Origin of the sequence: Roseibacillus persicicus, assembly GCF_014651675.1 — a bacterium.
In the GTDB taxonomy this organism is placed as follows: Bacteria; Verrucomicrobiota; Verrucomicrobiia; order Verrucomicrobiales; family Akkermansiaceae; genus Roseibacillus; species Roseibacillus persicicus.
Genome location: NZ_BMXI01000010.1, coordinates 128,933 through 150,682, shown reverse-complemented (window position 1 = coordinate 150,682; position 21,750 = coordinate 128,933). Strand labels below are relative to the sequence as shown.

20 protein-coding genes are annotated in these 21,750 nt (G+C 53.8%); 4 read left to right on the top strand and 16 right to left on the bottom strand.

What is annotated here, in order from left to right; genetic code table 11:
- Nucleotides 1-30: 30 nt before the first annotated feature.
- From IE099_RS12725 to IE099_RS12670, 12 genes are all read right to left on the bottom strand, one after another.
- Nucleotides 31-996, bottom strand: coding sequence for an ABC transporter substrate-binding protein (locus IE099_RS12725; RefSeq protein WP_345778123.1), 966 nt, complete (start codon nucleotides 994-996; stop codon nucleotides 31-33).
- A gap of 190 nt (nucleotides 997-1,186) precedes the next feature.
- The gene (locus tag IE099_RS12720) at nucleotides 1,187-1,495 is read right to left on the bottom strand and encodes an urease subunit beta (protein WP_189570405.1); all 309 of its coding nucleotides are present in this window, start codon (nucleotides 1,493-1,495) and stop codon (nucleotides 1,187-1,189) included.
- Nucleotides 1,496-1,500: 5 nt separating this feature from the next.
- On the bottom strand, nucleotides 1,501-1,803 hold the full coding sequence (locus IE099_RS12715; RefSeq protein ID WP_189570404.1) for an urease subunit gamma: 303 nt from the start codon (nucleotides 1,801-1,803) through the stop codon (nucleotides 1,501-1,503).
- Nucleotides 1,804-1,809: 6 nt separating this feature from the next.
- A complete protein-coding gene (gene urtE, locus IE099_RS12710) occupies nucleotides 1,810-2,520 on the bottom strand; it encodes an urea ABC transporter ATP-binding subunit UrtE (protein ID WP_229809506.1) in 711 nt (236 codons plus the stop codon).
- Nucleotides 2,517-3,308, bottom strand: a complete 792-nt coding sequence (gene urtD, locus IE099_RS12705) for an urea ABC transporter ATP-binding protein UrtD (protein WP_189570402.1) — start codon at nucleotides 3,306-3,308, stop codon at nucleotides 2,517-2,519. Before urtD ends, urtE begins: the two co-directional genes overlap by 4 nt.
- Nucleotides 3,308-4,453 (bottom strand): urea ABC transporter permease subunit UrtC, encoded by a 1,146-nt coding sequence (gene urtC / locus IE099_RS12700; protein ID WP_189570399.1) that lies wholly within the window; start codon nucleotides 4,451-4,453, stop codon nucleotides 3,308-3,310. The genes urtD and urtC overlap by 1 nt, the downstream gene beginning before the upstream one ends.
- Before the next feature lie 3 nt (nucleotides 4,454-4,456).
- Complete coding sequence (gene urtB / locus IE099_RS12695) at nucleotides 4,457-6,145, bottom strand: urea ABC transporter permease subunit UrtB (RefSeq protein WP_189570398.1); 1,689 nt, start codon at nucleotides 6,143-6,145, stop codon at nucleotides 4,457-4,459.
- 200 nt (nucleotides 6,146-6,345) lie between these two features.
- Nucleotides 6,346-7,596 (bottom strand): transporter substrate-binding protein, encoded by a 1,251-nt coding sequence (locus IE099_RS12690; RefSeq protein WP_229809505.1) that lies wholly within the window; start codon nucleotides 7,594-7,596, stop codon nucleotides 6,346-6,348.
- Nucleotides 7,597-7,626: 30 nt separating this feature from the next.
- Entirely contained in the window at nucleotides 7,627-8,358 is a 732-nt protein-coding gene (locus IE099_RS12685) for a hypothetical protein (protein WP_189570396.1), read from the bottom strand.
- Nucleotides 8,359-8,780: 422 nt separating this feature from the next.
- The gene (locus tag IE099_RS12680; RefSeq protein ID WP_189570394.1) at nucleotides 8,781-9,275 is read right to left on the bottom strand and encodes a hypothetical protein; all 495 of its coding nucleotides are present in this window, start codon (nucleotides 9,273-9,275) and stop codon (nucleotides 8,781-8,783) included.
- Between the two features lie 74 nt (nucleotides 9,276-9,349).
- On the bottom strand, nucleotides 9,350-10,138 hold the full coding sequence (locus tag IE099_RS12675; RefSeq protein ID WP_189570392.1) for a 3-keto-disaccharide hydrolase: 789 nt from the start codon (nucleotides 10,136-10,138) through the stop codon (nucleotides 9,350-9,352).
- Nucleotides 10,139-10,204: 66 nt separating this feature from the next.
- A complete protein-coding gene (locus tag IE099_RS12670; protein ID WP_189570390.1) occupies nucleotides 10,205-12,814 on the bottom strand; it encodes a DUF7133 domain-containing protein in 2,610 nt (869 codons plus the stop codon).
- A 241-nt stretch (nucleotides 12,815-13,055) separates the two neighbouring features.
- Between IE099_RS12670 and IE099_RS12665 the strand changes: the two genes are divergently transcribed.
- Nucleotides 13,056-14,042, top strand: a complete 987-nt coding sequence (locus IE099_RS12665) for a ThuA domain-containing protein (protein ID WP_189570388.1) — start codon at nucleotides 13,056-13,058, stop codon at nucleotides 14,040-14,042.
- A gap of 26 nt (nucleotides 14,043-14,068) precedes the next feature.
- On the opposite strand, the gene IE099_RS12660 is transcribed toward IE099_RS12665, so the two are convergent.
- From IE099_RS12660 to IE099_RS12645, 4 genes are all read right to left on the bottom strand, one after another.
- Complete coding sequence (locus tag IE099_RS12660; RefSeq protein ID WP_189570386.1) at nucleotides 14,069-14,872, bottom strand: TIGR00282 family metallophosphoesterase; 804 nt, start codon at nucleotides 14,870-14,872, stop codon at nucleotides 14,069-14,071.
- A 69-nt stretch (nucleotides 14,873-14,941) separates the two neighbouring features.
- Nucleotides 14,942-16,144 carry a NupC/NupG family nucleoside CNT transporter gene (locus IE099_RS12655; protein WP_189570384.1) on the bottom strand — a complete coding sequence of 401 codons (1,203 nt, stop codon included), beginning with the start codon at nucleotides 16,142-16,144 and terminating at the stop codon, nucleotides 14,942-14,944.
- 45 nt (nucleotides 16,145-16,189) lie between these two features.
- Nucleotides 16,190-18,604 (bottom strand): serine/threonine protein kinase, encoded by a 2,415-nt coding sequence (locus IE099_RS12650; protein ID WP_189570382.1) that lies wholly within the window; start codon nucleotides 18,602-18,604, stop codon nucleotides 16,190-16,192.
- A gap of 132 nt (nucleotides 18,605-18,736) precedes the next feature.
- Nucleotides 18,737-19,426, bottom strand: a complete 690-nt coding sequence (locus IE099_RS12645) for a hypothetical protein (RefSeq protein ID WP_189570380.1) — start codon at nucleotides 19,424-19,426, stop codon at nucleotides 18,737-18,739.
- 138 nt (nucleotides 19,427-19,564) lie between these two features.
- Here IE099_RS12645 and IE099_RS12640 point away from each other — a divergent pair, with 138 nt between their 5' ends.
- The 3 genes from IE099_RS12640 (at nucleotide 19,565) to IE099_RS12630 (ending at nucleotide 21,743) form a co-directional block, all read left to right on the top strand.
- On the top strand, nucleotides 19,565-20,164 hold the full coding sequence (locus IE099_RS12640; protein WP_189570378.1) for a 3-isopropylmalate dehydratase small subunit: 600 nt from the start codon (nucleotides 19,565-19,567) through the stop codon (nucleotides 20,162-20,164).
- Nucleotides 20,165-20,257: 93 nt separating this feature from the next.
- Complete coding sequence (locus tag IE099_RS12635) at nucleotides 20,258-21,133, top strand: DUF6268 family outer membrane beta-barrel protein (protein WP_189570376.1); 876 nt, start codon at nucleotides 20,258-20,260, stop codon at nucleotides 21,131-21,133.
- 37 nt (nucleotides 21,134-21,170) lie between these two features.
- On the top strand, nucleotides 21,171-21,743 hold the full coding sequence (locus tag IE099_RS12630; protein ID WP_189570374.1) for a hypothetical protein: 573 nt from the start codon (nucleotides 21,171-21,173) through the stop codon (nucleotides 21,741-21,743).
- Nucleotides 21,744-21,750: the final 7 nt, after the last annotated feature.

Sequence of the window (21,750 nt, the reverse complement as noted above, 5' to 3'; positions counted from 1 at the left end):
CCTGTGAAAAAATCATTGGGGGCAGAGACCCTACTTCGCGATTTCTTTTGTGATACTCGGGTCGAGATAGACGCCGATCTCGAGAGGCTTCTCGTAGACCTCATACTTGACGTTGAAGTCGTCGGAGATCTTGGTGGAGCCATAAATAGACTTCAATCCTTCCCCTTCTTCCCACACCTTGAGAGCCTCTTCCATAGTCATGATGTAGGTGCCATCGAGGAATGGCTCATACTCGTCAGGCTTCACATTGACCCGACCGGAAAGAATTTCCAAAGCTTCATCGATGTTATCCTCATCTTTGAGGAAATCGACGATCTTATACCACACCTTGGCAACCTTCACCCAATCCTCACGATTGCTCTTGAGGGTCTCGGGGCTAACAAACAGACAGTCATAAATCAGGCCCGGAGCTTCTGCGGAAGTATAGATTGGCTTGGAGCCTTCCACCTCCTTCAATGCGGTTCCAGAGCTCGGTTGCCACGCACAGATGGCATCCACTTTCTTGGAAGCAAGCACACTGGGAGTCTCGTCAGTGGGAGTATTCACAATCTCAATATCGGACTCGGACATCCCCGCAGCTTCCAGCCCCTTCAAAACAAGAAGGTGCGGCACGAAGCCCTCTTCCAAGGCGATCTTCTTACCCTTCATGTCTTTCATCGATTCAATCCCGGGCTGGCCAACAACCATATCGTTGCCATTGGAATAATCATTGATCACAATACAAACTGACGGCTTCGCTGTTGCTCCAGTGACCAGGGCATCACCGTTGGTCATACAAACGGCATCAATCTGGCCAGCACCATAGGCTTCCATCGAGGCCACATAGTCCATCCACTCGAACTCCACATCCACTCCCGCCTCCTTGAACCAACCTTTCTTGATTCCGATTTCCCAGGCAACCCAACCGGGCCAATCACTATAGCCGATCTTCAGAGTGTCGGCTGGCGCAAAGCCACTGAGGCCCATTGCGAGTGCTCCGCAGAGCATTGTTTTCATCAATTTCATGGTAGTGTTTTTGAGTTTGTTCAGTGACCGATATTAAGATTTTCCAATATCGTACTACAGGCAGTCAGCAACCAACGTGCCACCTCGAACAAAGCTCACCTACCGACGTGCATCTTTTCTGCTCCCCCTCCTCCACTCCACCTGGAGCAGCAGCCGTCCCCGGAAATTCCGGCCGCACGAACTACAACGGACCGTTCACCTTGCCATTCAAGCCCCAGACCTCTCGATTACCGGCCAGGGCAACAAGCTCGACTTCTTTTTCGTCCCCGGGCTCAAATCGCACCGCTGTGCCAGCAGCTATATTCAGACGAAATCCACGAGCTGCTTCCCGATCAAAGGCCAACTTGGAATTCACCTCAAAGAAATGGAAGTGGCTGCCCACCTGAATGGGCCGATCTCCCGTGTTCGCAACTTCCAACCGCAAGGTCGCAAGCCCTTCGTTGGCCAGGAGGGAGTCCCCCTTCTTCACAATCAATTCTCCCGGCTTCATCTTCGCTATTGGACTGGGTTGTGGACGGTCACCAGCTTGGTCCCGTCCGGAAAGGTGGCCTCAACTTGGACCTCGTGTATCATCTCTGCAACGCCCTCCATCACGTCGTCGCGCGTTAGGATGCGCGTTCCTTCATCCATCAATTGCGAGACACTTTTGCCATCGCGGGCACCCTCGAATACCTCGTAGGTGATGATTGCAACGGCCTCAGGATAATTCAGCTTCAATCCGCGGGCCTGACGACGACGCGCCAAATCGGCCGCGACGACAACCATCAGTTTTTCTCGTTCTCTGGGAGTGAGGTGCATAGGCTTCTAAACACTGAGATACTGCGCGACAAGTTCATCGGAGAGAAGCGCAATCTCTCCCCTTTCCACGACTGACCCACGCTCCATAATGTAAAAATGGTCGGAAACTGATTTTGCAAAATCAAGATACTGCTCCACCAGGAGAATGGTCATTTCGCTGGTCTTTTTGAGGTGCAAAATGGCGTCTTCGATTTGGTCAATAATCGAGGGTTGAATCCCCTCCGTTGGCTCATCCAGAATCAGCAAACTGGGATTGGTCAAAAGAGCTCGACCAATGGCGAGTTGCTGCTGCTGGCCACCTGAGAGAACGCCACCCTTTCGTTCCTTCATTTCAGCGAGAACCGGGAAAAGCTCATAGACCTCGTCCAAGCGATCCCGCGCCGCCTGTCCGTGAACACTGATGCTAACCTTGAGATTTTCCCAGACACTGAGATTGGGAAAAATATCGCGCCCCTGGGGCACATAGCCAATCCCGGACCGTGAACGTTTCTCCGTATTTTTGCCTGTGAGCGAGTTTCCTTCGAAGGTGATCTCGCCCGCAGTCAATGGCACAATCCCCATGATGGATTTCAGCGCGGTCGTCTTCCCCACTCCATTGCGGCCCAGAAGAGACACCACGGAATTCTTCGGGGCAGAGATGTCCACACCTCGAAGAATGAGTGATTCGTCGTAGGAGACTTGGACTCCCTCTAGAGTCAATTGCGGTTCGGTCATCATGCGGCGTCGGTGTGTTTTTGCCTTCCCAAATAAACTTCTTTCACAGTGGGATCACCTGCCACCTCATCGAAGGACCCCTCCTTCAGAACATGCCCTTGATGAAGCACCGTAACCTTTCGCGCAATCTGTCGCACAAACTCCATATCATGCTCCACCACCACTACGCTATGCTTGCCCTCCAGACTCAGTAGCAACTCACCGGTGCGCTCGGTCTCTTCGTCACTCATCCCGGCTGCAGGTTCGTCGACGAGAAGTACCCTCGGCTTTTGCGCCAGTAGCATGCCGATCTCCAGCCACTGCTTCTGACCATGGGATAAACTGCCCGCCAGCTCATCACGCCGGTCGCCCAGGCGAATAATCTCCAGCACCTCATCGATCTCATCCCTGTCCTGTTGTGTCTCGGAATAAAAAAGCGCCCTCAGAACCCCACGATCACGGTTAAGGGAAAGGAGAATATTATCCCGCACCGTGTGCTGGGTATAGACGCTCGGGGTCTGGAACTTGCGCGCAATGCCGAGACGATTAATCTGATACTCCCGCAGTTTGCACAAATCGACATCATGGCCATCTGGTTGATGGAAAGTCAGAGAACCCACGTCAGGCGTGGTGCGACCGGTAATGAGATCCATGAAGGTGCTCTTACCAGCGCCATTGGGACCGATGACCGTGCGCAACTCCCCGTCCCCCAGGTAGAAATTGAGGTCGTTGATGGCCTTGAAACCATCAAAGGATTTACTCACACCTTCCGCCGACAGAGTCAGGTCTGTATCACGATAAAGAACTGCCATTACTTTGCCTCTACTGGAATGTTAGAGCTTCCGGAGTCCGACTCCCCTCCCTTGCGCGCCCGCAGATAGGCTTTTGCTTTTTCAAATAATCCCACGATTCCATCCGGCATAAAGAGGACTACGAAAACAAAGACCAGCCCGAGGATGATTAGCCAATATTCAGGAAAGGCACGTGTGCTCCAGCTCTTCAGCAAGCTGATGAGAATCGCTCCAATCACAGGGCCAAACTTTGTTCCGCGCCCGCCCACCGCGACCCAGACCACGATGTCGAGCCCCTTCGAGGGCTTCATCTCCTCAGGATTGATAATCCCAGCCTGCGGAACATAGAGCGCTCCCGCCAACCCCGCAATGATTGCGCTCAGCACAAAGATGAAGACCTTGTAGTGGGTGGACGAATATCCGGAAAAGCGAACCCGGTTTTCCGAATCGCGAATCGCCCGCTGGACTTTACCGAACTTTGTTTTGAGTAGCCAGGCCAACCCCCAGTAAACCACTAACAAGAGGATCCCCGAAGCGACAAACAGAGCCAAGGTGGTAGACTCTTCCCGAATGTCCGCACCGAAGATAAACTTAAAATCAGTAAAGCCATTATTCCCCCCGAAGGTAAACTCGTTGCGAAAGAAGAGAAGGGTCGCCGCGTAGGTCAATGCCTGGGTCAAAATAGAAAAGTAGACCCCCTTGATCCGCGAGCGAAAGGCCAGAGCACCGAAGATAAAGGCCACCACCCCGGGGACCGCTACCACCGCGAAGACAGCGAAAAACGGATTGTAGAATGGCTTCCAGTGCCAAGGCAGTTCCTTGTATCCCTGGAAGTCCATGAAGTCGGGTAAGGCAGTCTTGTAGACCGGGTCCTCCCCAATCATCAGCATTAAATACATCCCAAAGGCATATCCCCCCAAGGCGAAGAAAAGACACTGCCCGAGACATAACAATCCGGTATACCCCCAAAGAATATTCAAGCTCATGGCTAGAACCGCGTAGCAAAGATACTTGCCCCACACCCCTACCTGAAACGAGGAAATCATCCCCATCTGGCTTAGAATGGGAAAAATAATTACGAAAGCAGCCAAGAGAAAGAATGTCACCCACTCCGTCCGACTATCGAACGGTTTGGCGAGACTCGATAATGAATTTCGTCCACTCATAGTCTAATCATCAAGGCTTCTCGAGCGTGCGGCAAACAAGCCACCGGGCTTAAATTGCAAAAATAGAATAATCCCGAAGAGAACCGTGATTTTTCCCATCACCGGCCCCAAAACAGGCTGCAGCCCTTGGTCCAACATTCCAATTCCCATTGAGGAAAGAGCCGCTCCCAACAAGTTGCCAACTCCTCCGACAACTACCACCATGAAGCTATCCACAATATAAGTTTGCCCCATCGAGGGCCCAACATTGCCGATCTGCGACAAAAAGGCCCCAGCTAAACCGGCCAAGCCCGAACCAAACGCAAAAGTTAGCATATTGACCCGCGACGACGGAACCCCAAGACAAGATGACATCTGACGATTCTGCATCGTAGCCCGCACATGAAGTCCCCAATTGGTCTTGGCTAACAACAACCAGGTCACCAGAACAACAATCAACGCAAAGACAATGAGAGAGATCCGATTGTAGGAAAGAGAGATCCCTGCCAGCTCATAACTTCCCGACAACCACTCGGGAGAAGCCACCGCGACATTCGCCGCCCCAAACCAAAGACGAAACACCTGCTGAAGAACCATGGACACCCCCCACGTCGCGAGCAAGGACTCCAACGGCCGCTTGTAGAGAAACTGAATCAAGCCTTTCTCCAAAATCGCTCCGCAAAGAGCCGAGACCACAAAGGCCGCAGGCAGAGCTGCAATGAAATACCAACCGAATCCCGCCGACTCCACCCCGAAGACACCAACAAAGAAATTCTGCACTACGTAGGTTGTATACCCCCCAATCGCAATAAACTCCCCGTGCGCCATATTAATCACACCCATCTGGCCAAAGGTAATTGCCAGCCCGTAGGAGACTAACAGCAGAACAGACCCGGTGCTTAGACCTCGGACCAAGGTGCTCGCAACCTCCACCAACTTCTGGTGGTCATCGATCTTCTTCAGTGCGATCTCCGCTACCGCTTCCAATTCATCCAACCGCTCGACTTTTGCCTCGCGCGACTCTTTCAGAAGCGCCTCGATGAAGTCCCGGGCGGGATAACTCTTCACCTCACCCAAGCTCGTAACCGCTGAAATCTTCTCGTCGATTCTGCCATTCTTGAGCTCCGAAATCCACACTGCCTCCTGAAATGCCGCTTTGACCTTCTTGTCACTTTGCTTGGGAACAAGCTCACGTAGTTCCGGCAGATATTCTTCATTTTGACTGAGACCGAGCTTCTCAGCAGCGGCAATCCGCTTCGACATGTCCGGGGACTTTAGATCCAGCAAGTCCACAATGCGTTTGAGAACCTTACGTAGACTCCGGGTCGCCCGATTGATCTTCGGCTCTCCAGAAGGAGTCAGCGCGCTGCCCGTTAAAAGGTCTTCGTACTGGCCTTCCGAAACCTGAATCAAAACCTGAACCTCTTCCCCTTCCCCAAGAGTCGAAATTCGTCCGATCCGCCAAGCTTCGACCACTTCACTGATAATCGGTTCCCCCCGCTCCCGAATGACATCGATGGCTGCAGTCTGGGACTCGCCCGTCGACAAAATGACCTGAATAAGAAGAGCTCGCGTCGAGAGCTTGCTTAGCCTCTGATCCATCGACGCTGCTTCCTCATTCTCAGTCGTTGGCACTATTGGATCCCGTATTTCTTGCGAAACTGCGGACGCCACCAGCACCAGATGCGCCACAATGAATAGTAAACGTTTCAAATCGTGATTAACCCCCAACCCTGAGTCAGCATCAATGATGCCAAACCTTGTTTTTCATTAGTAAAATTCATCATCACTCTTATCTCGAAAGAGATAACCCCTGCCTCACACGCGAACGTGATCAACAGGGGTCAAATCAGCATCAAATCCGGCAAAGAGTAGGCTCTGAATCGTGCAGAGTTCGTTTACCAGACAGACTACTACTTTTTCATAAATGTTCCCTTCAAAAAGGGCTCACCTACTACATTGTCGAACGACTTGATGACTGAAAACTGTCCATTCTCGAGCGTTTCTCCAATATAAACGTTCTTAGTGAGATGATGATTCGACTGGGAAGTCACTGTGCCACCCGGGCCATCGAAGCTGACTCCGGACTTCAGGGCAGCCATGACTTTCTCCGGCTCAAAAGACTTGGCCTTTTCCACCGCAGCCTTCCAGAGATACACTCCGTTGTAGGAGAGGACCATGGGAGAACAAGTGACCCGGTTCTCTTTCACGATACCGGGCACCTCAGTCTTCTGCAACCACGCCTGGAAGTCGGCAATGAACTTCTTGTTCGCCTCAGACTCATTGGACATGAAGTAGGTCCAGCAGCCCAAGTGACCAACCAAATCCTTGGCTGGCAGAGAGCGGAACTCATCTTCTGAGAGCGAGAAAGAAACCACCGGGCAATCCTCGGAAGTCAGGCCGGAAGCCGCAAACTCCTTGAAAAAAGGAACATTGGCATCGCCATTAATCGTGTTGATCACGCACGCGTCACCCGAAGCGGAGAACTTCTTGATGTCTGCGACAATCTGCTGGAAATCGCTGTGACCGAAAGGAGTGTAATTACCAGCGGAAATCACCTCTCCATCCGCGTCCTTGCGGAGTCCCCCACCAATATTCTCGACAGGAATCCCCTTCGAAAGAAGATACTCGAAGAGAACCAGGTTTGTCGTTTGGGGATAAACATAATCGGTTCCAATCAGATAGAACTTCTTATACCCATCTTCCAAGAGAAAGTCGACCGCGGGAATCGCCTGCTGGTTTACCGCCTCCGCTGTATAGAAGATATTTGGCGACATCTCCTCACCTTCATATTGCACCGGGTAGAACAACAGTCCGTTGTATTTCTCATATACGGGAAGCACGGACTTTCGTGAAACCGAGGTCCAACAGCCGAAAGTCACCGCCGTTTTGTCCTGAGCAAGAAGCTGTTCCGCCTTTTCTGCAAAGAGAGGCCAATCGGAAGCTCCGTCCACGACAACCGGTTCAATCTTCTTACCCATCACGCCACCAGCGGCATTGATTTCGTCGAAGGTGAACAACAAAATGTCACGAAGAGAAGTCTCCGAGATCGCCATCGTGCCACTCAATGAGTGAAGCACTCCGACCTTAACTGTATCTTCCGCCGCCGCGATCCCCCCGAAACCGAGGGTCGCTGCCACGAGGGCGCTTGTGAATTTTTTCATACCTTTGATTGGTGAGCTTGAACTCCGGATTTAGAAGCTGAAAGAAATGCCGGTTCCGAAAGTGAGGAAATCATCGGTTGCGTTGCCTACCACCTCATCATCAGTGATATAGTAGGTCAAACTTCCGTAAACAGATACCGTTTCGGACACCGCATAGGTCAAACTCGCCCCGAAGGAAGCGAAACCAAATCCGGTCTCATCAGTATGAAACTCGGTGGCTGCAATCCCCAAAGATGAAGACAGACCCAAGCTCAAAGACGATGACAGCTCAAAATCGTGGCTGATTCCACCCACTACGAAAAGCCCCTCGTTTCCGCCGCTAGCACCTGCTCCCAAGCGCTTGTGGAGAGTGATGGATGGGCTCAAGATCGTATCGAATGAGAGACCTACGTCCAGGATTTCCTCCGAGGTTCCACCATACTGCCAGTTCTGGAAAGTCGCACTAATCGAGCCAAATCCCAGGTCATAGCTCGCGCCAACCCAGATATCGGTTTCGACTGTCTCGAAAGAACCAGTCTGATTGTTCACATCCATCCAAATCCCCGCATTCAGAGTCAAGGTATCGTTAACCGCATAATCAATATTCAACGAAGGGTTGAAGATAAAGTCGGGTTCATCCCCTCCACCCCAAACATCAAAACCATAAGAGATAAAGTGTGAGTTCGCATCAAGCGCGAGGGTAGCACTGAGGTCCCCAGCAAGTGCATTTCCAGATGTTGCGGCGACACCGACTAAGGCAAGGATACTGATAGTTTTTTTCATCGTAGTTTGGTCTATTATTACGGAACACTCGTCCGGATAATAAGAGACAGGGCAGTTGGTGTGCCAAAGCATCACGACGTCAAAAAAAACACTTGACTAATCAAAATCACTAAAATCATTCGAGGAATTATTAAGCAATTCCGATTTCGATTGCACTTTCCAGTTATGCTTTTCGACAGTCGAAAAGATTTCTCCGGGCTCTCGGAAAGAAGACTTTGTGGCGGACCATTAGAATGAAGTCAGGTCTAGTTGGGAAAGGCAGGCCCGGAGACCTCCATCGGTTCAGTCCAGCTGAGCCACACTATCGGAGAGCTTCCGCAGCCTTAGTTCCCTCCCTCTCGTTCAAGCACCCATCTCGCCTCTCAGCAGCGGAGACGCTCGTTGGCTGCGCTGAACGAGTGGACTGGACTAGTGAATCGGAATTAAGGCTCGGCCTTCTCCTCCGACTTCGGGTTGGGAACTACCTGGAGGTGAACTTCTTCGTCGGATTCGACGACCTCTATTAATTTGGCCTCAGCGATACTGTATGATGGCGGATAGACGTAGTAATCCACACCGTCGATGGTCTGTTTTGGCGGTCGTTCTTCCTGAACCACAGGATGGTTCTTCACGGGCGATTTTCTCCCTTTAAAAAACCGAACGACAGCCTCGAATCTTATTTTCTGCCCGCTTTTGATTTCTTCGATCGAGACCCCTCCCTTTGACTCGGTCATGAAGCTGTGATCCCGAATCCTCAGCCGCATGAAGCCACAATCAACACTTCGAAATCCTTTCCCCGGATTGAGGTAAACTCCTTCCAGAACAACCCTTCTGTCGACGCTGCTCGCAAGTTCACCGATTGTATCAATTTCAACAATCGGTTCAGAACCGAAAACCACTGAAGTGAATCCGATTAACAGAAAGGGCAGGAATTTCATGATCTTCCAATACTGGACGCACTTTAATCGGCCGACTCTACTCCATTCGCTCTCTTGATGCTCCTTCGCCTGCTTCAATCCTTCTGCACGAGGAACTCATCCATAGACCGTGGCTTCTCGAACTCTTCGATTCGCATATTCCGATAAAAGATCTCGGCGGTTTCCGCCTGCATTGCGATTGGCCCCGATGAAAAGGCCAACCTGGTGATCACATTCACCACTTCACCATTCAATTTATGAATCGCAAAATCCTTTCCCATCACGACGACCTCACACTGATTCCACTCCCCGTCGAGCGCATGGAATTTAGCATCCGCCTTCGCTAAATGCTCTCCTCCCCCATGAGGAGTCGGGCGTCCTCCTTCCTCTTCGGAAAGCCAGGAATTCTTTGGTCCTTTGCTCCACTCGAAACCCACCCCGCAGTTCCAAACGTCTCCAGTGTGATTCTTCTCTGAACGGTGATCGTAACGGATCTGATACTCGAATCCCTGAGGCCAAACTTTGCCCTTCTGCACGTGATAGAACATGCCAGCATCGTATTGATACTTGCCAAAGTTATTCAGCTTCTTCGCTCCCCACCTATACTCCCAGCTGAAGCGGTAATTCTCGAACGACCTGTCAGTGAGCATGATGGCGTGTGTCTCATCCTTCCCCTCGTCGAGCTGATACCCGTCCGGAAAATCCCGGTAAACGTGGATCTCCTCTTCCTTGGTGATGGAAAAAACCTTCTCGCCCAGCCCTGCTTCACTCTTCCGCGTGATGAGTCGCCACCCCTCAAAGTCCTTTCCGTTGAACAACGAAACTTCCTCACCGGTGGCGGCAACCCAACTCGAAACGAGAAGAACAAGAGATGAACTAATCACGCTTTACAGAACCAGCTTGTGGGTCTCAGCGCAATACCGATCTTCTCACACTGCAACCCAACAATCTCAATTTCCCAGCAACTCCAGCTCGTGAATAGACCAGTAGAGACGAGTGGTCGCGTTCGTAATTTCAATCTTTGCGAAGCGGGCTTTCTGGGGAGCAAAGAAGATGTCGGTCTTGTTTTGAAGGGCCTTGCCTACCGCTACCGGCTTTTTCCAATTCTTGCCATCTTCAGAGAGGTAAAGAGCGTAATACTCCGGCCCATCATTTTTGGACGGGCCATAGTCGAGCTTAACGCCCGAGAGCCAAGTCGACTCGGGCAGCTCCACCTGAACCCACATTCCCTTCTTCTGGGAGACTCCTGTCGTGTAGCGGGTTTTGCCTTTCCCATCGATGGCTTCCGGCAAGGACTCCTGATTATGACTGGCTGTCAGTTTCCACCCTTCTCGGGACAAAGGTTTGGGTGCGATGGCTTCCAACTCGGATTGGGTCCACGGCTCTGTTCTCTTGCTGTGCAGGGAACGCAAACCGGCAACAGTCTTGGGACTTGTTTGCGGGGCTTCGTTCCCAAATGAATTGCGCACATAGGTCACGACATCAGCTATCCACTCATCGGAATTATTGCCCATCCCTACCATGAGACCTTCATATTCCTTCCCATCCAGATCGCCTGTCAGGCCATGAAGGAGAGTGCGGATTGGAGTGTGATCCGAACCCACGACGCGTGGGTTTCCTACGAAAGAGGGAGCCAAGAGCTGGCCGGCCGCGCCTGGCATCGGCACCCCTTTGCCATCCGCGCCATGACATGCAAAGCAGAGCTGCTCGTAAGCAACCTTCCCTCTATCCATCGCTTCACCGAAGGACTTGTTGCGGGCTCGCATCGCCGCCGAAGCTGCTCTAGCAGTCGCCACTTCGCGATGCATTCCGGCCAGGCGCTTGAAGACCGGGTGCTCCGCCTTGGCCTTTTCAAGCTTTGCGGAAAACTCAACCAACTTGGCTTGGGTTGTCGCTGAGTAAGCGATAGAATTGTATACCTGCAACTGCATCTCGATATCCTTGGGCAAGTAAGAGTTCCCCAGGATCGCTCCGGCCAAGACTTCGTGGTCCCTGCTGAGATAGGGCTCGGAGATTCGCACAGCTGCCACGCGAACGATTGAGGACGAGTCGTTCAGTGCGTCCAAGAGCAACTCAGGCTTGGCGGCCGACAGACCTTCCAAGGTCCAGAGCGCATGCAGACGACCCAGCTCGGAGCGTCCTTCCCGAGCCAGCTTCTCCAGCGCAGGAATAGTCGAAGCCCCATCTTCGCGAAGAACAATCAACTTTTGGGCGGTATCGCGCCACCAACCATTGGGGTGCGAGAGGTGGGCTACTAGCTCGCTAGTAGATTGGTCTAACATCCGAGGCTTCACATCAGGCTCGTATGAAGTGTGCTCCAAGCGATAGATGCGCCCCTTCCCAACATTCTCAGCCAATCCCCATTCGTCGATCACCCCCCTCAGGTAGGAGCCCGGACGGGTCCAGTTGCCCTGCTGAATGATTCCCCGGTGCATATCGATAAGCATGATCGCGCCATCGGGTGAAGTCGCCGACCAGAGCGGACGGAAGTTCACGTCAGTCGAACGAACGAACTCGTCCTCCTCATAATAATTACTCACCACGCTGTAGCCATCTTCGCGGGTGACTTTCGCCCGGCGAATCAGACGGCCTACAGGCTCGGGAAGGATGAGGTTGCCCTGCAAATCCTCCGGCAAGCGGTCGCCACGATAGATGGACTGTCCGCCCCCTCCGGTGAACTGGTTGAGACCACCATGCTCGCCAACTCGGCGCAATCCGCCCTGCACATCCGGGACTGCCGCGATCGGGTAGACATTGCGGAATCCGGGCGCCTCCTGGAGCTTCGGATCCAATTCGAGAGGGCCATAGATCATGGGCTGTTGAAATGAGATTGCGGGACGTTCACCACCGGCTCTCGAATAAAAAATTCGCCCCACATTATCTTTCCCCAATCCCCATTGACCTTCGCCCTTGGGCAAAACCTCTTTTTCCATTTTGCCGTTCACAAAACGCAAGCGATAGGGCTCGTAGGTGCAGTAGAGCCAGTTATCAATATTCCATATCATGCCCGAGGCCTGATGCTCCATATTGCCACCGCGCGGGCCTCCTTCGAAGACCTTGACGTCCTCGTCCGCCACCCCGTCGCCATCCGTATCCCGATAGGTCCAAAGGTCTTTCGTGTTGGTAATTCCCACCAAGATCCGATCGTCCAAGGGAAGAACAAAGCGGGGCAAGAGCAAGTTGTCGACGAAGACCGAATGCTTCTCGTAGATTCCGTCCCCATCCACATCCTCGTGGCGCGAAATTCGTGAGGTGGGCTTTTGCTCTCCAGTGGCATCCGCGTCCTGCATGTAGGTGCGCATCTCGACCACATACAGCACCCCATTGCCGTCCCAAGCCATCGCGACGGGCTCTTTAATATCGGGGTCGGAGAGAACGAGCTTCAGGGAATATCCTTCTTGGAGTTCGATGGATTCGAGGGCCTGTTCCTGGCTCAAGTAACCGCGCTGATAGATTTCGGTTCCAGCGGGATTGCCGCCGGTAGCTACGGTCTCGGCGAAAGTCCAAGGAGACAGAAGCGATAGAGCAAGACCGGTGAGAGAAATTGTGTTCTTATTCAAATGACTAAAGTGGTTGAATTCTCTGTCGAGAAAATGGACTAGAAAAACGCGAATTTCGGCACGGTTCTGTCACTCCTCTTCCTTTCCCCTAGGCGTTTCTCCGCAACCATTTGACGAAAATCGGCACAAGCCCTTTAAGTCCCCCGTCTCGACGTCTACCGCTCCCGCTCGCGAGCTAATGTTTGCAAACTCCTCTGCAGTTCAGACGTTCACTAAACAGTCTTTGACTCAAAAAATATCCATGAAAATCACCCGCATCAGCCTGCTCCTCACTCTCCCCTCCCTCCTCCTTCCCCTCCAAGCCCAAACCGTAGACTGGAACCCTAGCCACGATGAGCCAGCTCCCAAAGAATCGAGCCTCTCTGCAATTGAAAATGCTCTTCCGGATCAACCCATTGTCGAGCCCACGGCCAAACGGCGATTACTCGTCTACAGCGCCACCTCCGGATTCCGCCATGGCTGTATACCAGTCGGCAAAGTCGCCCTCGAAAGGCTCGGTGAGAGCACTGGAGCTTACGAAGCGGTCGTAAGCGATGACCTGAAGAACTTCGAGCCCGAAGCCCTCCAGACTTTTGACACCGTTCTAATGTTCAACACCACTGGCGACGTCTTTATGCCCAACGCCAAATCCCAGCGCAAAAAGTTTAGCGATGAGCAGTGGAAGCAACTGCAGGAACAGAACGATCGCTTGGTCGAGAACCTGGTCAGCTACGTCGAACAAGGAGGCGGACTGGCAGGCATCCACGCCGCCACCGACTCTTGCAAAGGCAACCATCGCTATACCGAGACCATTGGCGGAGTTTTCGACGGCCATCCGTGGAACGCCCGCTCGAACGTCACCATCGTGGTCGAAGATCCCGAACATGCCGTCATCAAGCCTGTCTTTGAGGGCATGGAGCAATTCCAAATTCAGGACGAGATCTATCAATTTGCGGAAGGCACCGCCACCCGGGACAAACTTCGCATCCTCCTGAACCTAGACCCGGAACAAAGCGATAAACCTAAAGGGAAACCAAAGCGGGAGAAGGGAGATCTCCCGGTCTCTTGGGTTCAATCGGTGGGGAAAGGCAGGGTATTCTATAGCAGCCTCGGCCACAACGACGAGGTCTACTGGAACCCTCTGGTTCTCAAACACTACTTAGCCGGACTACAGTTCGCCCTCGGCGATTTGAAGGCGGACACCACCCCCAGCGCGGAAATCGACTTGCCCAATCTGCCGAAGAAATAGAGCCCCAGTCCGGCAAATCGCTGAACCTAAGTTGCGGGCGTAGCCTCGTCGATGATTTCGCGAAAGCGCTTCACGGCAAGCGCTTGCCCTGTCTCGGTATCCACATCGACGATGAGGCCTCCAAGCTCGACCGGTCCTTTCGCAATCGGAAAGCGGGTCGGCATACCGGTGCGGAAACGCCAGACCACGCTGTCGACTGCCCGTCCGAGAACCGAGTAGTGGGGCCCGCACATTCCGGCATCCGTAATCACGGCGGTGCCTCCGGGGAGAATTCGTTCATCGGCAGTTTGCACGTGGGTATGGGTCCCGGCAACAGCGGAGACTTTTCCGTCGAGATGATGCCCGAAGGCAATCTTCTCGCTCGTGGCCTCGGCGTGAAAATCGACGAAAATCACCTTCACCCCATCTTCGCGCAGCCGTTGGACTTCCCGCTCGGTGCGGGTGAATGGATCTTCCAGCGGAGGCTGGATAAAGACGCGACCTTGCGCATTGATCACTCCCACTTTCCCCTTTGCCGTTTCCAAGACCACGCTTCCCGAACCGGTGGTGCCTTCCGGCCAGTTGATTGGTCGAAGCAGTCTCGGTTCCGTGGGAAAGTAATCCACGATCTCTTTCTGGTCCCAAACATGATCTCCCGTCGTCACGACTGCGATCCCAGCCCGAAGAAGATCGATGGACAGCTTGGGAGTGATCCCCCTGCCTCCGGCGATGTTTTCCCCATTGGCAATCACAAAGTCGATGTCCTCCTCCTTGCGAAGACTGGGCAACCGTTTGTAAATCGCCTCGCGCCCTGGTTCACCCACGATATCACCCAAGAAAAAAATTCTCATCACCTCGCCCATGGAAGAAAGCAAACCGCATTGCGGCGGGATTCGCAATGCTAACCCGTGAGCGTAATGTTAGAGAAAGAGACTGGCGATCGAGGCGCTCATGAGATTGGAGCAGGTTGCGGCATAGACCGCGAACAGCCCCAGCCTAGCAATTTCCGGACGCCGGTTGGGAGCCATCACACCGAGTCCACCCAGCAAAATGGCAATGGAAGAAAGGTTGGCGAAACCGCAAAGCGCGAAGGTCAGAATACCATGGGAACGCCCCGAAATCGCTTCAGCTTCCTGAAAGCCCTCCAAGGACTTGAAGGCGATGAACTCATTGGCGACCAGTTTCGTGCCAATCAAGCTCCCGCCGTTGGCAGCCTCGTGCCATGGAACCCCCATCAACCAGACTACCGGCGCAAAGACCCAGCCGAAGAGCCCTTCCAGCGACCAAGTGGCCTGAAACCACGAACCCACCTCGGCAAATCCCAGGTTGATGACCGCAATTAACCCGATGAAAGCCAACAACATCGCACCCACATTGAGCGCCAGATTCAATCCGCTGGATGCCCCCTGCGCGGCAGCGTCGAAGACGTTGGCTGGACGCTCGTCATCCTTGTAGACCTCCACCTTGCGGACCGGCTGCTCGGTCTCAGGCAGCAGCAGCTTGGCAAACAACAAGCCACCGGGCGCAGACATGAAGGACGCGGCGATGAGGTAGTTCAGCTCCACCCCCATGCTGGCATATCCAGCCATCACCGAGCCGGCGATGCTTGCCAGTCCTCCCACCATGACCGCAAAGAGCTCCGAACGGGTCATACCCGAAATGTAAGGACGGACGACAAGCGGTGCCTCGGTCTGACCGACAAAGACATTGGCCGTAGCCGAGAGGGATTCCGCATGACTGGTCCCGAGAAGCTTGCTCACGAGGCCTCCCAACAGAGTGATGACCCAATTCATCACACCCAAATAATAGAGCACCGCAATGAGCGAGCTGAAGAAAATGATGACGGGCAAGACATTGATGAAAAAGAAGAACCCGATGGAGCCATTCCCCAAATTGCCAAAAAGAAAATCTATCCCCTCCTGCCCCGCCCCGATGATGGCGCTGACGAATTCGCTCATCCAGCGTAAGGCGGCCCTCCCCCATGGGACAAAGAGAACGATGACCGCGATGAGAAACTGGATCGCAAAGGCGCCCCCCACCGCTCGCCATTTAATGGCCTTCCGATCTTTCGAAAACAAGTAGCCCAACCCGAGCAAAACAGCGATCCCTAGAAGTCCAGTCATACGATACGATTCTAAAGGACCTCCATTCCGTCGGAATGTGGAGCACTATTTGCGCCGTTCCATCGCTTCGAGCGCTTTTTCTGCCAAAAAGGAAGTCCTTTCGTTCTCGTCCGTGGTGAAAGGCTCAATCAAAGCAATGGCCCAATCTTCCGATCCCCGGGCCAGAGTGCTGATGAATTCCTTCTTTTCCCGCTCATCGCGCAGGTCCTTGGAAAGCTGGGTCCACATCTTTTCCTCTCTATCTTCGTCGAAGTCCGCTCCCCCCTTGAGGAAGGCGATCATGGAATCGAATGCGTGAGTGCGAAGGAAGCGGGTATTCTCGGACTGGAGGGCGCTGAAGTGACGCTCGAACATGGAATCGTCCCGCCAGTTGGCGAGGGCGGCATAACCCGAGACCTTCAGGGTATTCTCTTCCGAATTCAGCGCAATTTCCACTGCCTCTTCGGCTTCCTCTGTCCCGGTCGCGCCGAGAAGACGAAGGTAGGCTTCCCTGACGGTTGGTTCCAGGGTGTTCTCAAAGGCTTTCAGCAAATCCTTCGCCGCCGCCGTGTTGCTGGTCTGCGAAACCAGGTGGCGCTTGATCGCCCGTTCCGCGGCAGACCGCACGTTGGCTGACTTTGAATTTGCGATGATCTTGTAAAAGTCAGTGAGATACCGCGAAGAAAGATTTTCCCCCGTCGCGTCAATGGCAGCAACGACCGAATTCTCGTCGCCTCCTTCATTGGCATATTTCACCAGGAAAGGAATGGACGACTCATTCCCACGCTTCCCAAGGACCTGAAACAACTTGCTTCGAATCTGCTCGCTGATCTTCTCCGTGGCGGCAAATTCCGCAATGCGGCGATCAATATCGGTTCCATCACTGGCCTTCGATAGATAGAGGGTCTGGTAGACCGCGCCCTTTTCAGTATCAAAGTCGATGCTGGCCGCAGCAGCGAGAAATCCTTCCAAGTTTTCCTCCGTGATAGGAATCTCTCTGGTGGTTGGATCCGCCGCCAGGTTCATAAGCCCTTGCAGCTCTTCTTTCTTTTTACTGTTACCGGCAGCATCGATCAAAAAGATGGTGGCGAACACAATGGCGACCAAAAGGACCGCTGCGATGGCAACCTTGATACCGTTGTTCTGGGAACCTTTTTTCGGAATATTGACTTGGGGGGAATCTGACATGGTGGGATCGAGGGATGATGCTTGGGGGACGGATTGGGCGGCTCCAGGCTGTTGGAACGGCGGGGAATCGGAAATCGGACTCGTGGCGTGAACCGGGACTGGTCCGGTCAGTTCTCGGACCATCTGCGCTCCAGTTTCGACCGAAGGCTTGGCCCCTTCTGGAGGGGTGATGGGTTGCGGGACGACAGGACCAGGGGCAGCGCTATTCCCCGCATCAGTCCGCGTTGGCACTTCGTTCGCGGGGATGGGAGCACCGGTAATTAGACGCACTCCCTGGGGTGCGGGCACGGGGGCCGCTTCCGGTTGGGATGCCTGCATGGAGGCCACTGCATGTAGCGGCACTGGACCAGTCAAACGACTGGGAGGCAGGTTGGGATCGATCGGCTGAGGCGACATCGGACTTTGCAAACTGGCGGCGGAGACGGCCTGCACTGCCACTGGCGCAGTCTGGGAGACCGGTTGCTCGAAGGCCAGAAAGCGCTCCAGAGCCTCACGCGCATCGCGCGGACGATCATCCGGTTGCCGGGCGATGTGCCACTCCACCCATTGACAAACCCAGTCCGGCAAGTCAGGACGATAGGTCTGCAGTGGGGTAAAGGTGTTCTGGAGGTGCGCGGCCATCACCATGGGAGCGGTTTCTCCATCGAAGGGATACTGCCCTGTCAGGCAAAAGAAAAAGACACAACCCAGCGAGTAGATATCAGTCCGCTGGTCCAGATGAATGCGCTCGAATTGCTCGGGCGCCATGAAGTGTATGGAGCCAAATACGGCATCTCCATGGTCAATGGTCTGCAGAGAAGGCTTGGCCGAGAACTTGGCGAGACCGAAATCCACCAGCTTGACCTGAAACTTTCCGGACGGCAACCAGGTGACCATCACGTTGGAGGGCTTGATGTCGCGATGAACGAGATCCAGCTCTTGGGCTGCAATCAGTGCCTCCAGACTCTGAATGGCCGTTTCCCGAAAGTCCGGCCACGTCATCGTCCCGCGCTCGACCATCTCGTCGAGAGTGCGACCGGAAAGCAGTTCCATCACAACATAGGGACCATCATCGTCCACCCCCGCATCATAAACGGTCACAATGTGCGGATGCTGGACCGAACACAGGGCGGTCGCTTCCTTCAGGAGAGCTTTGGTGGCCTCGTCCTCACTATTCTTCGGGTCAAACCCCTCCTCAGTGAGAACTCTTTTAATCGCAACCTCACGATTCAAATTGCGGTCGAATGCCCGGTAAACAGCACCAACCCCTCCTTGACCAATTTTCCCCCGAATTTCGTATCGCTCGTCGCTCATTATATTGGAACCCGTGGGACTCTTCAAAAAACACGGGAAAACATCAAAGCAAAGTTTTCTCATTCTGCCGAGAAACCAGCAATCAAGCCCCTTTCTCCCCTTCGGAGAGCGGCGCAATGACCTTAGGCAGGGTCATTCCTCCGCGAGCAAAGCAGGGAGATTTCCTTTGCTGTAGTAAGCTTTAACCACCTCTCCGTCGACTTTGAGCTCGATTTTGCATCCCAACAGCATATCCGGCCAGCCCCCTCCCGGCATGACGCGACCGCTACAACAATCATCGCCCAATTCCTCCTCCCGAGCTAAATCAACTGCCGCCGTGGAGGCAGATACGGACTTCCCGGGATGAATGTCACCCAAGCTGATCCTGCCGCTTTTTTGCAAAATCGGCCCCATGCCGGCCTTCAATCCTTTGCGATAATAGAGAGTATACTCCGCGTTCAGTCCTTTCCTCACCACCTCGGCAGAATTCTGAACAGAAATCGTGAATCCGACCGGCTTGGTCGCCTCCCCATCCTTCGCTTCGGCTGCCTTCGCCTCTCCCGCAACCTCTGTCAGACCAATCTGAATTGAAGCGGCCAGTATGAGCGTTTCACGATGCTTCTGAATGTAGGACTGATCCTCTTTGCTAAGAAAACTTAACTGATACTTCACCTCCCGACCGCCTTCCCGACGGATGGTGACAGTATTGGCGTCGGGATCGAAACCGACCGCTTCACCTTCAAACGAAACCGTCTGATGAATCGTCCGAAAGGTTCTTTCTTCCGAGACTCCGACCGAGGCAAAAGCTAAGCACGAGAAGAAACACAGGGACCGAACCTTCACCCCGCCGACCATATCTCGACCCAATCATTTCACGAGCGAAAATATTCCGGCCCACCCCGTTCCGGCCCTATCTGCAAGCCGTTTCGCGACAAAGCAGGCTTGCTCAAAAGCCGAAAACCTCTTATCGCTCCCGCGTCCATGTCTCTTCCTGCAATCTCTCAAGTCGTCGGTACTGCTGTTCCTGTTCTCGGTCATGATATTGATACAGACCGCATCATCCCCGCCCGCTTTATGAAGTGCGTAACCTTCGACGACCTCGCCGAGGGCATGTTCTATGACGTCAAAGTCAACCCCGAGACAGGCGAAAAGACCGACCATCCTCTCAACGACAGCCGCTTCGACGGAGCGAACATCATTCTTTCCGGCTCCAACTTCGGATGCGGTTCTTCCCGCGAACACGCTCCCCAGAGCATCTACCGCTCTGGTTACCGCGCGGTCATTGCCGAGTCTTTTGCTGAGATTTTCTTCGGGAACTCCACCACCCTTGGTATGCCTTGTGTCTGCGCCAGTGCCGCCGATATTGCCGCCCTCGCCGAGTTGGTCTCCAAGGCCCCCGAAACGCGGATCACCATCGATATTGACGCTCAAAAGGTTCACTACGCCGATATCTCTTTCCCCATCACCCTTCCGGATTCAGCGCGCAGCGCCCTCACAACTGCCAAATACGATCCCTTGGCCGAGTTGCTAGAAAACAATGAGGCGATTGAAAACACTGCGGCTAACCTCGCCTACATTTAGAACAGAGGATTTCGAGAAGGAGGGCAAAAATTATTGCCCGACAGCCTGAAAAACTCCTCGACTGATTGGCAACAGGGTTCAACTTGGCGCGTCATGTTACGCACCGCCCTCTTTGCTTCCTTGTTGACTTCCCTTACCGCCGCACACGGACAACTCGCCCCCGCCCCTTTTCTTCTGGGTGGTGAGCATCAGCTCTCTTCCGACTTGGATGGCGGAGGCAGCTTCTCCCGCAGCAGTGTTCGCACTCGTCTGAGCGCTCCTCTCTTCCTCGGTGAAGACACCATCATTGGAGTCAGTGGAAGCTACCGGTTCGATAGCTTCGAGTTCGACGATCGCACCACGGAGCCATGGGGGGACATTCATCGCGCCCGCATTGGCCTGATCGCCAAACAAGACCTCGCCAACGATTGGACTTGGCTTGCTCTCTCTTATGTTGGAACCAATGCCGAAAGTGGAGCCGACTGGGGGGAATCCTTGAGGTATGGCGGCTTGGGGGCAGCTTGGTATCGCTACAGCGACAACCTTTCCATTGGATTGGGAGCGGGATTTAGCACGCAGCTTGAGGATGACTTGAGCGTCTTTCCAATCCTCGTGCTCGATTGGCAAATCACCGACACCCTGACCCTCTCTACAATCCCGCCCGAAGGATTCAACTTGGGGCCGGGGGCCACCTTGCGCTGGGACCTTCGGGATGACTTGAGCCTCTCTCTCGTCTACCTCTATCAGCGGGACCAACAAAGACTCGATGAAGACTCTCTTGCTGCCGCCAACGGAGTGGGCGAAACCCGCCAAAGCCGCGTGGCCCTGGCCGCGACCTACCGCTTCAGCGAAAATTTCAGCCTAACAGGTCATCTGGGGATGACCATAGGTGGCGAACTGGAGCTCCAGAACGAGTCTGGCGATACCCTCACGGAAGAAGATTACGACTCCAGCCTCGTGTTTGGCTTGGAAGGCTCCCTCCGCTTTTGATTGTTTTCCAATCGCCTTCAGACAAAGGAGAAAGAGGATGAATATTCTCACCGCAATTATCGTTTCACCGACCGTGCGATTTCCCGCTATTCTCTCCATCCTGGTTGCTCCACTCCTTTTGATCAGCTGCTCGACCTCGCGGCTTGTGGATCAGGACCGCGTCTTTGAGCCCGGCCAACATGCCGTCGGCTCACTGATTGATAGTGATGTTCTGCTGGAGGACGGTGCGGTCTTACAGGTCAATTATGCCTCTGGAAACCGCTTCTTTCTTACCTCCGGCTCCACTCTGTCCGGCTTTCTCAAAGGAGCGGCGAACAGCACCATCTACGCAGAGCCCGGAGCCAACTATCCGAATGTGAGAAAGCTGAATTCAGTCCGGGTAGTCCCCGCCGAGGATGCCCGCCAACTTTTTCAGGACCGCTTCCGCAAACTTCTCCCAGCCGATGCCGAAAGCCCCAATCCCGGCCCTGGCGGCACTGTCGTGGTTGGCTCTGCGGTTGGCTATGGAGGCTATTGGCATTCCGGACGGCATTATAATCGTCACCATCACTCGCGCCCCCCTTCGCGGTCAGTCTCGGTTCGCCCGGATTCCTATCGCAAGAGCAACTAGAACCAAA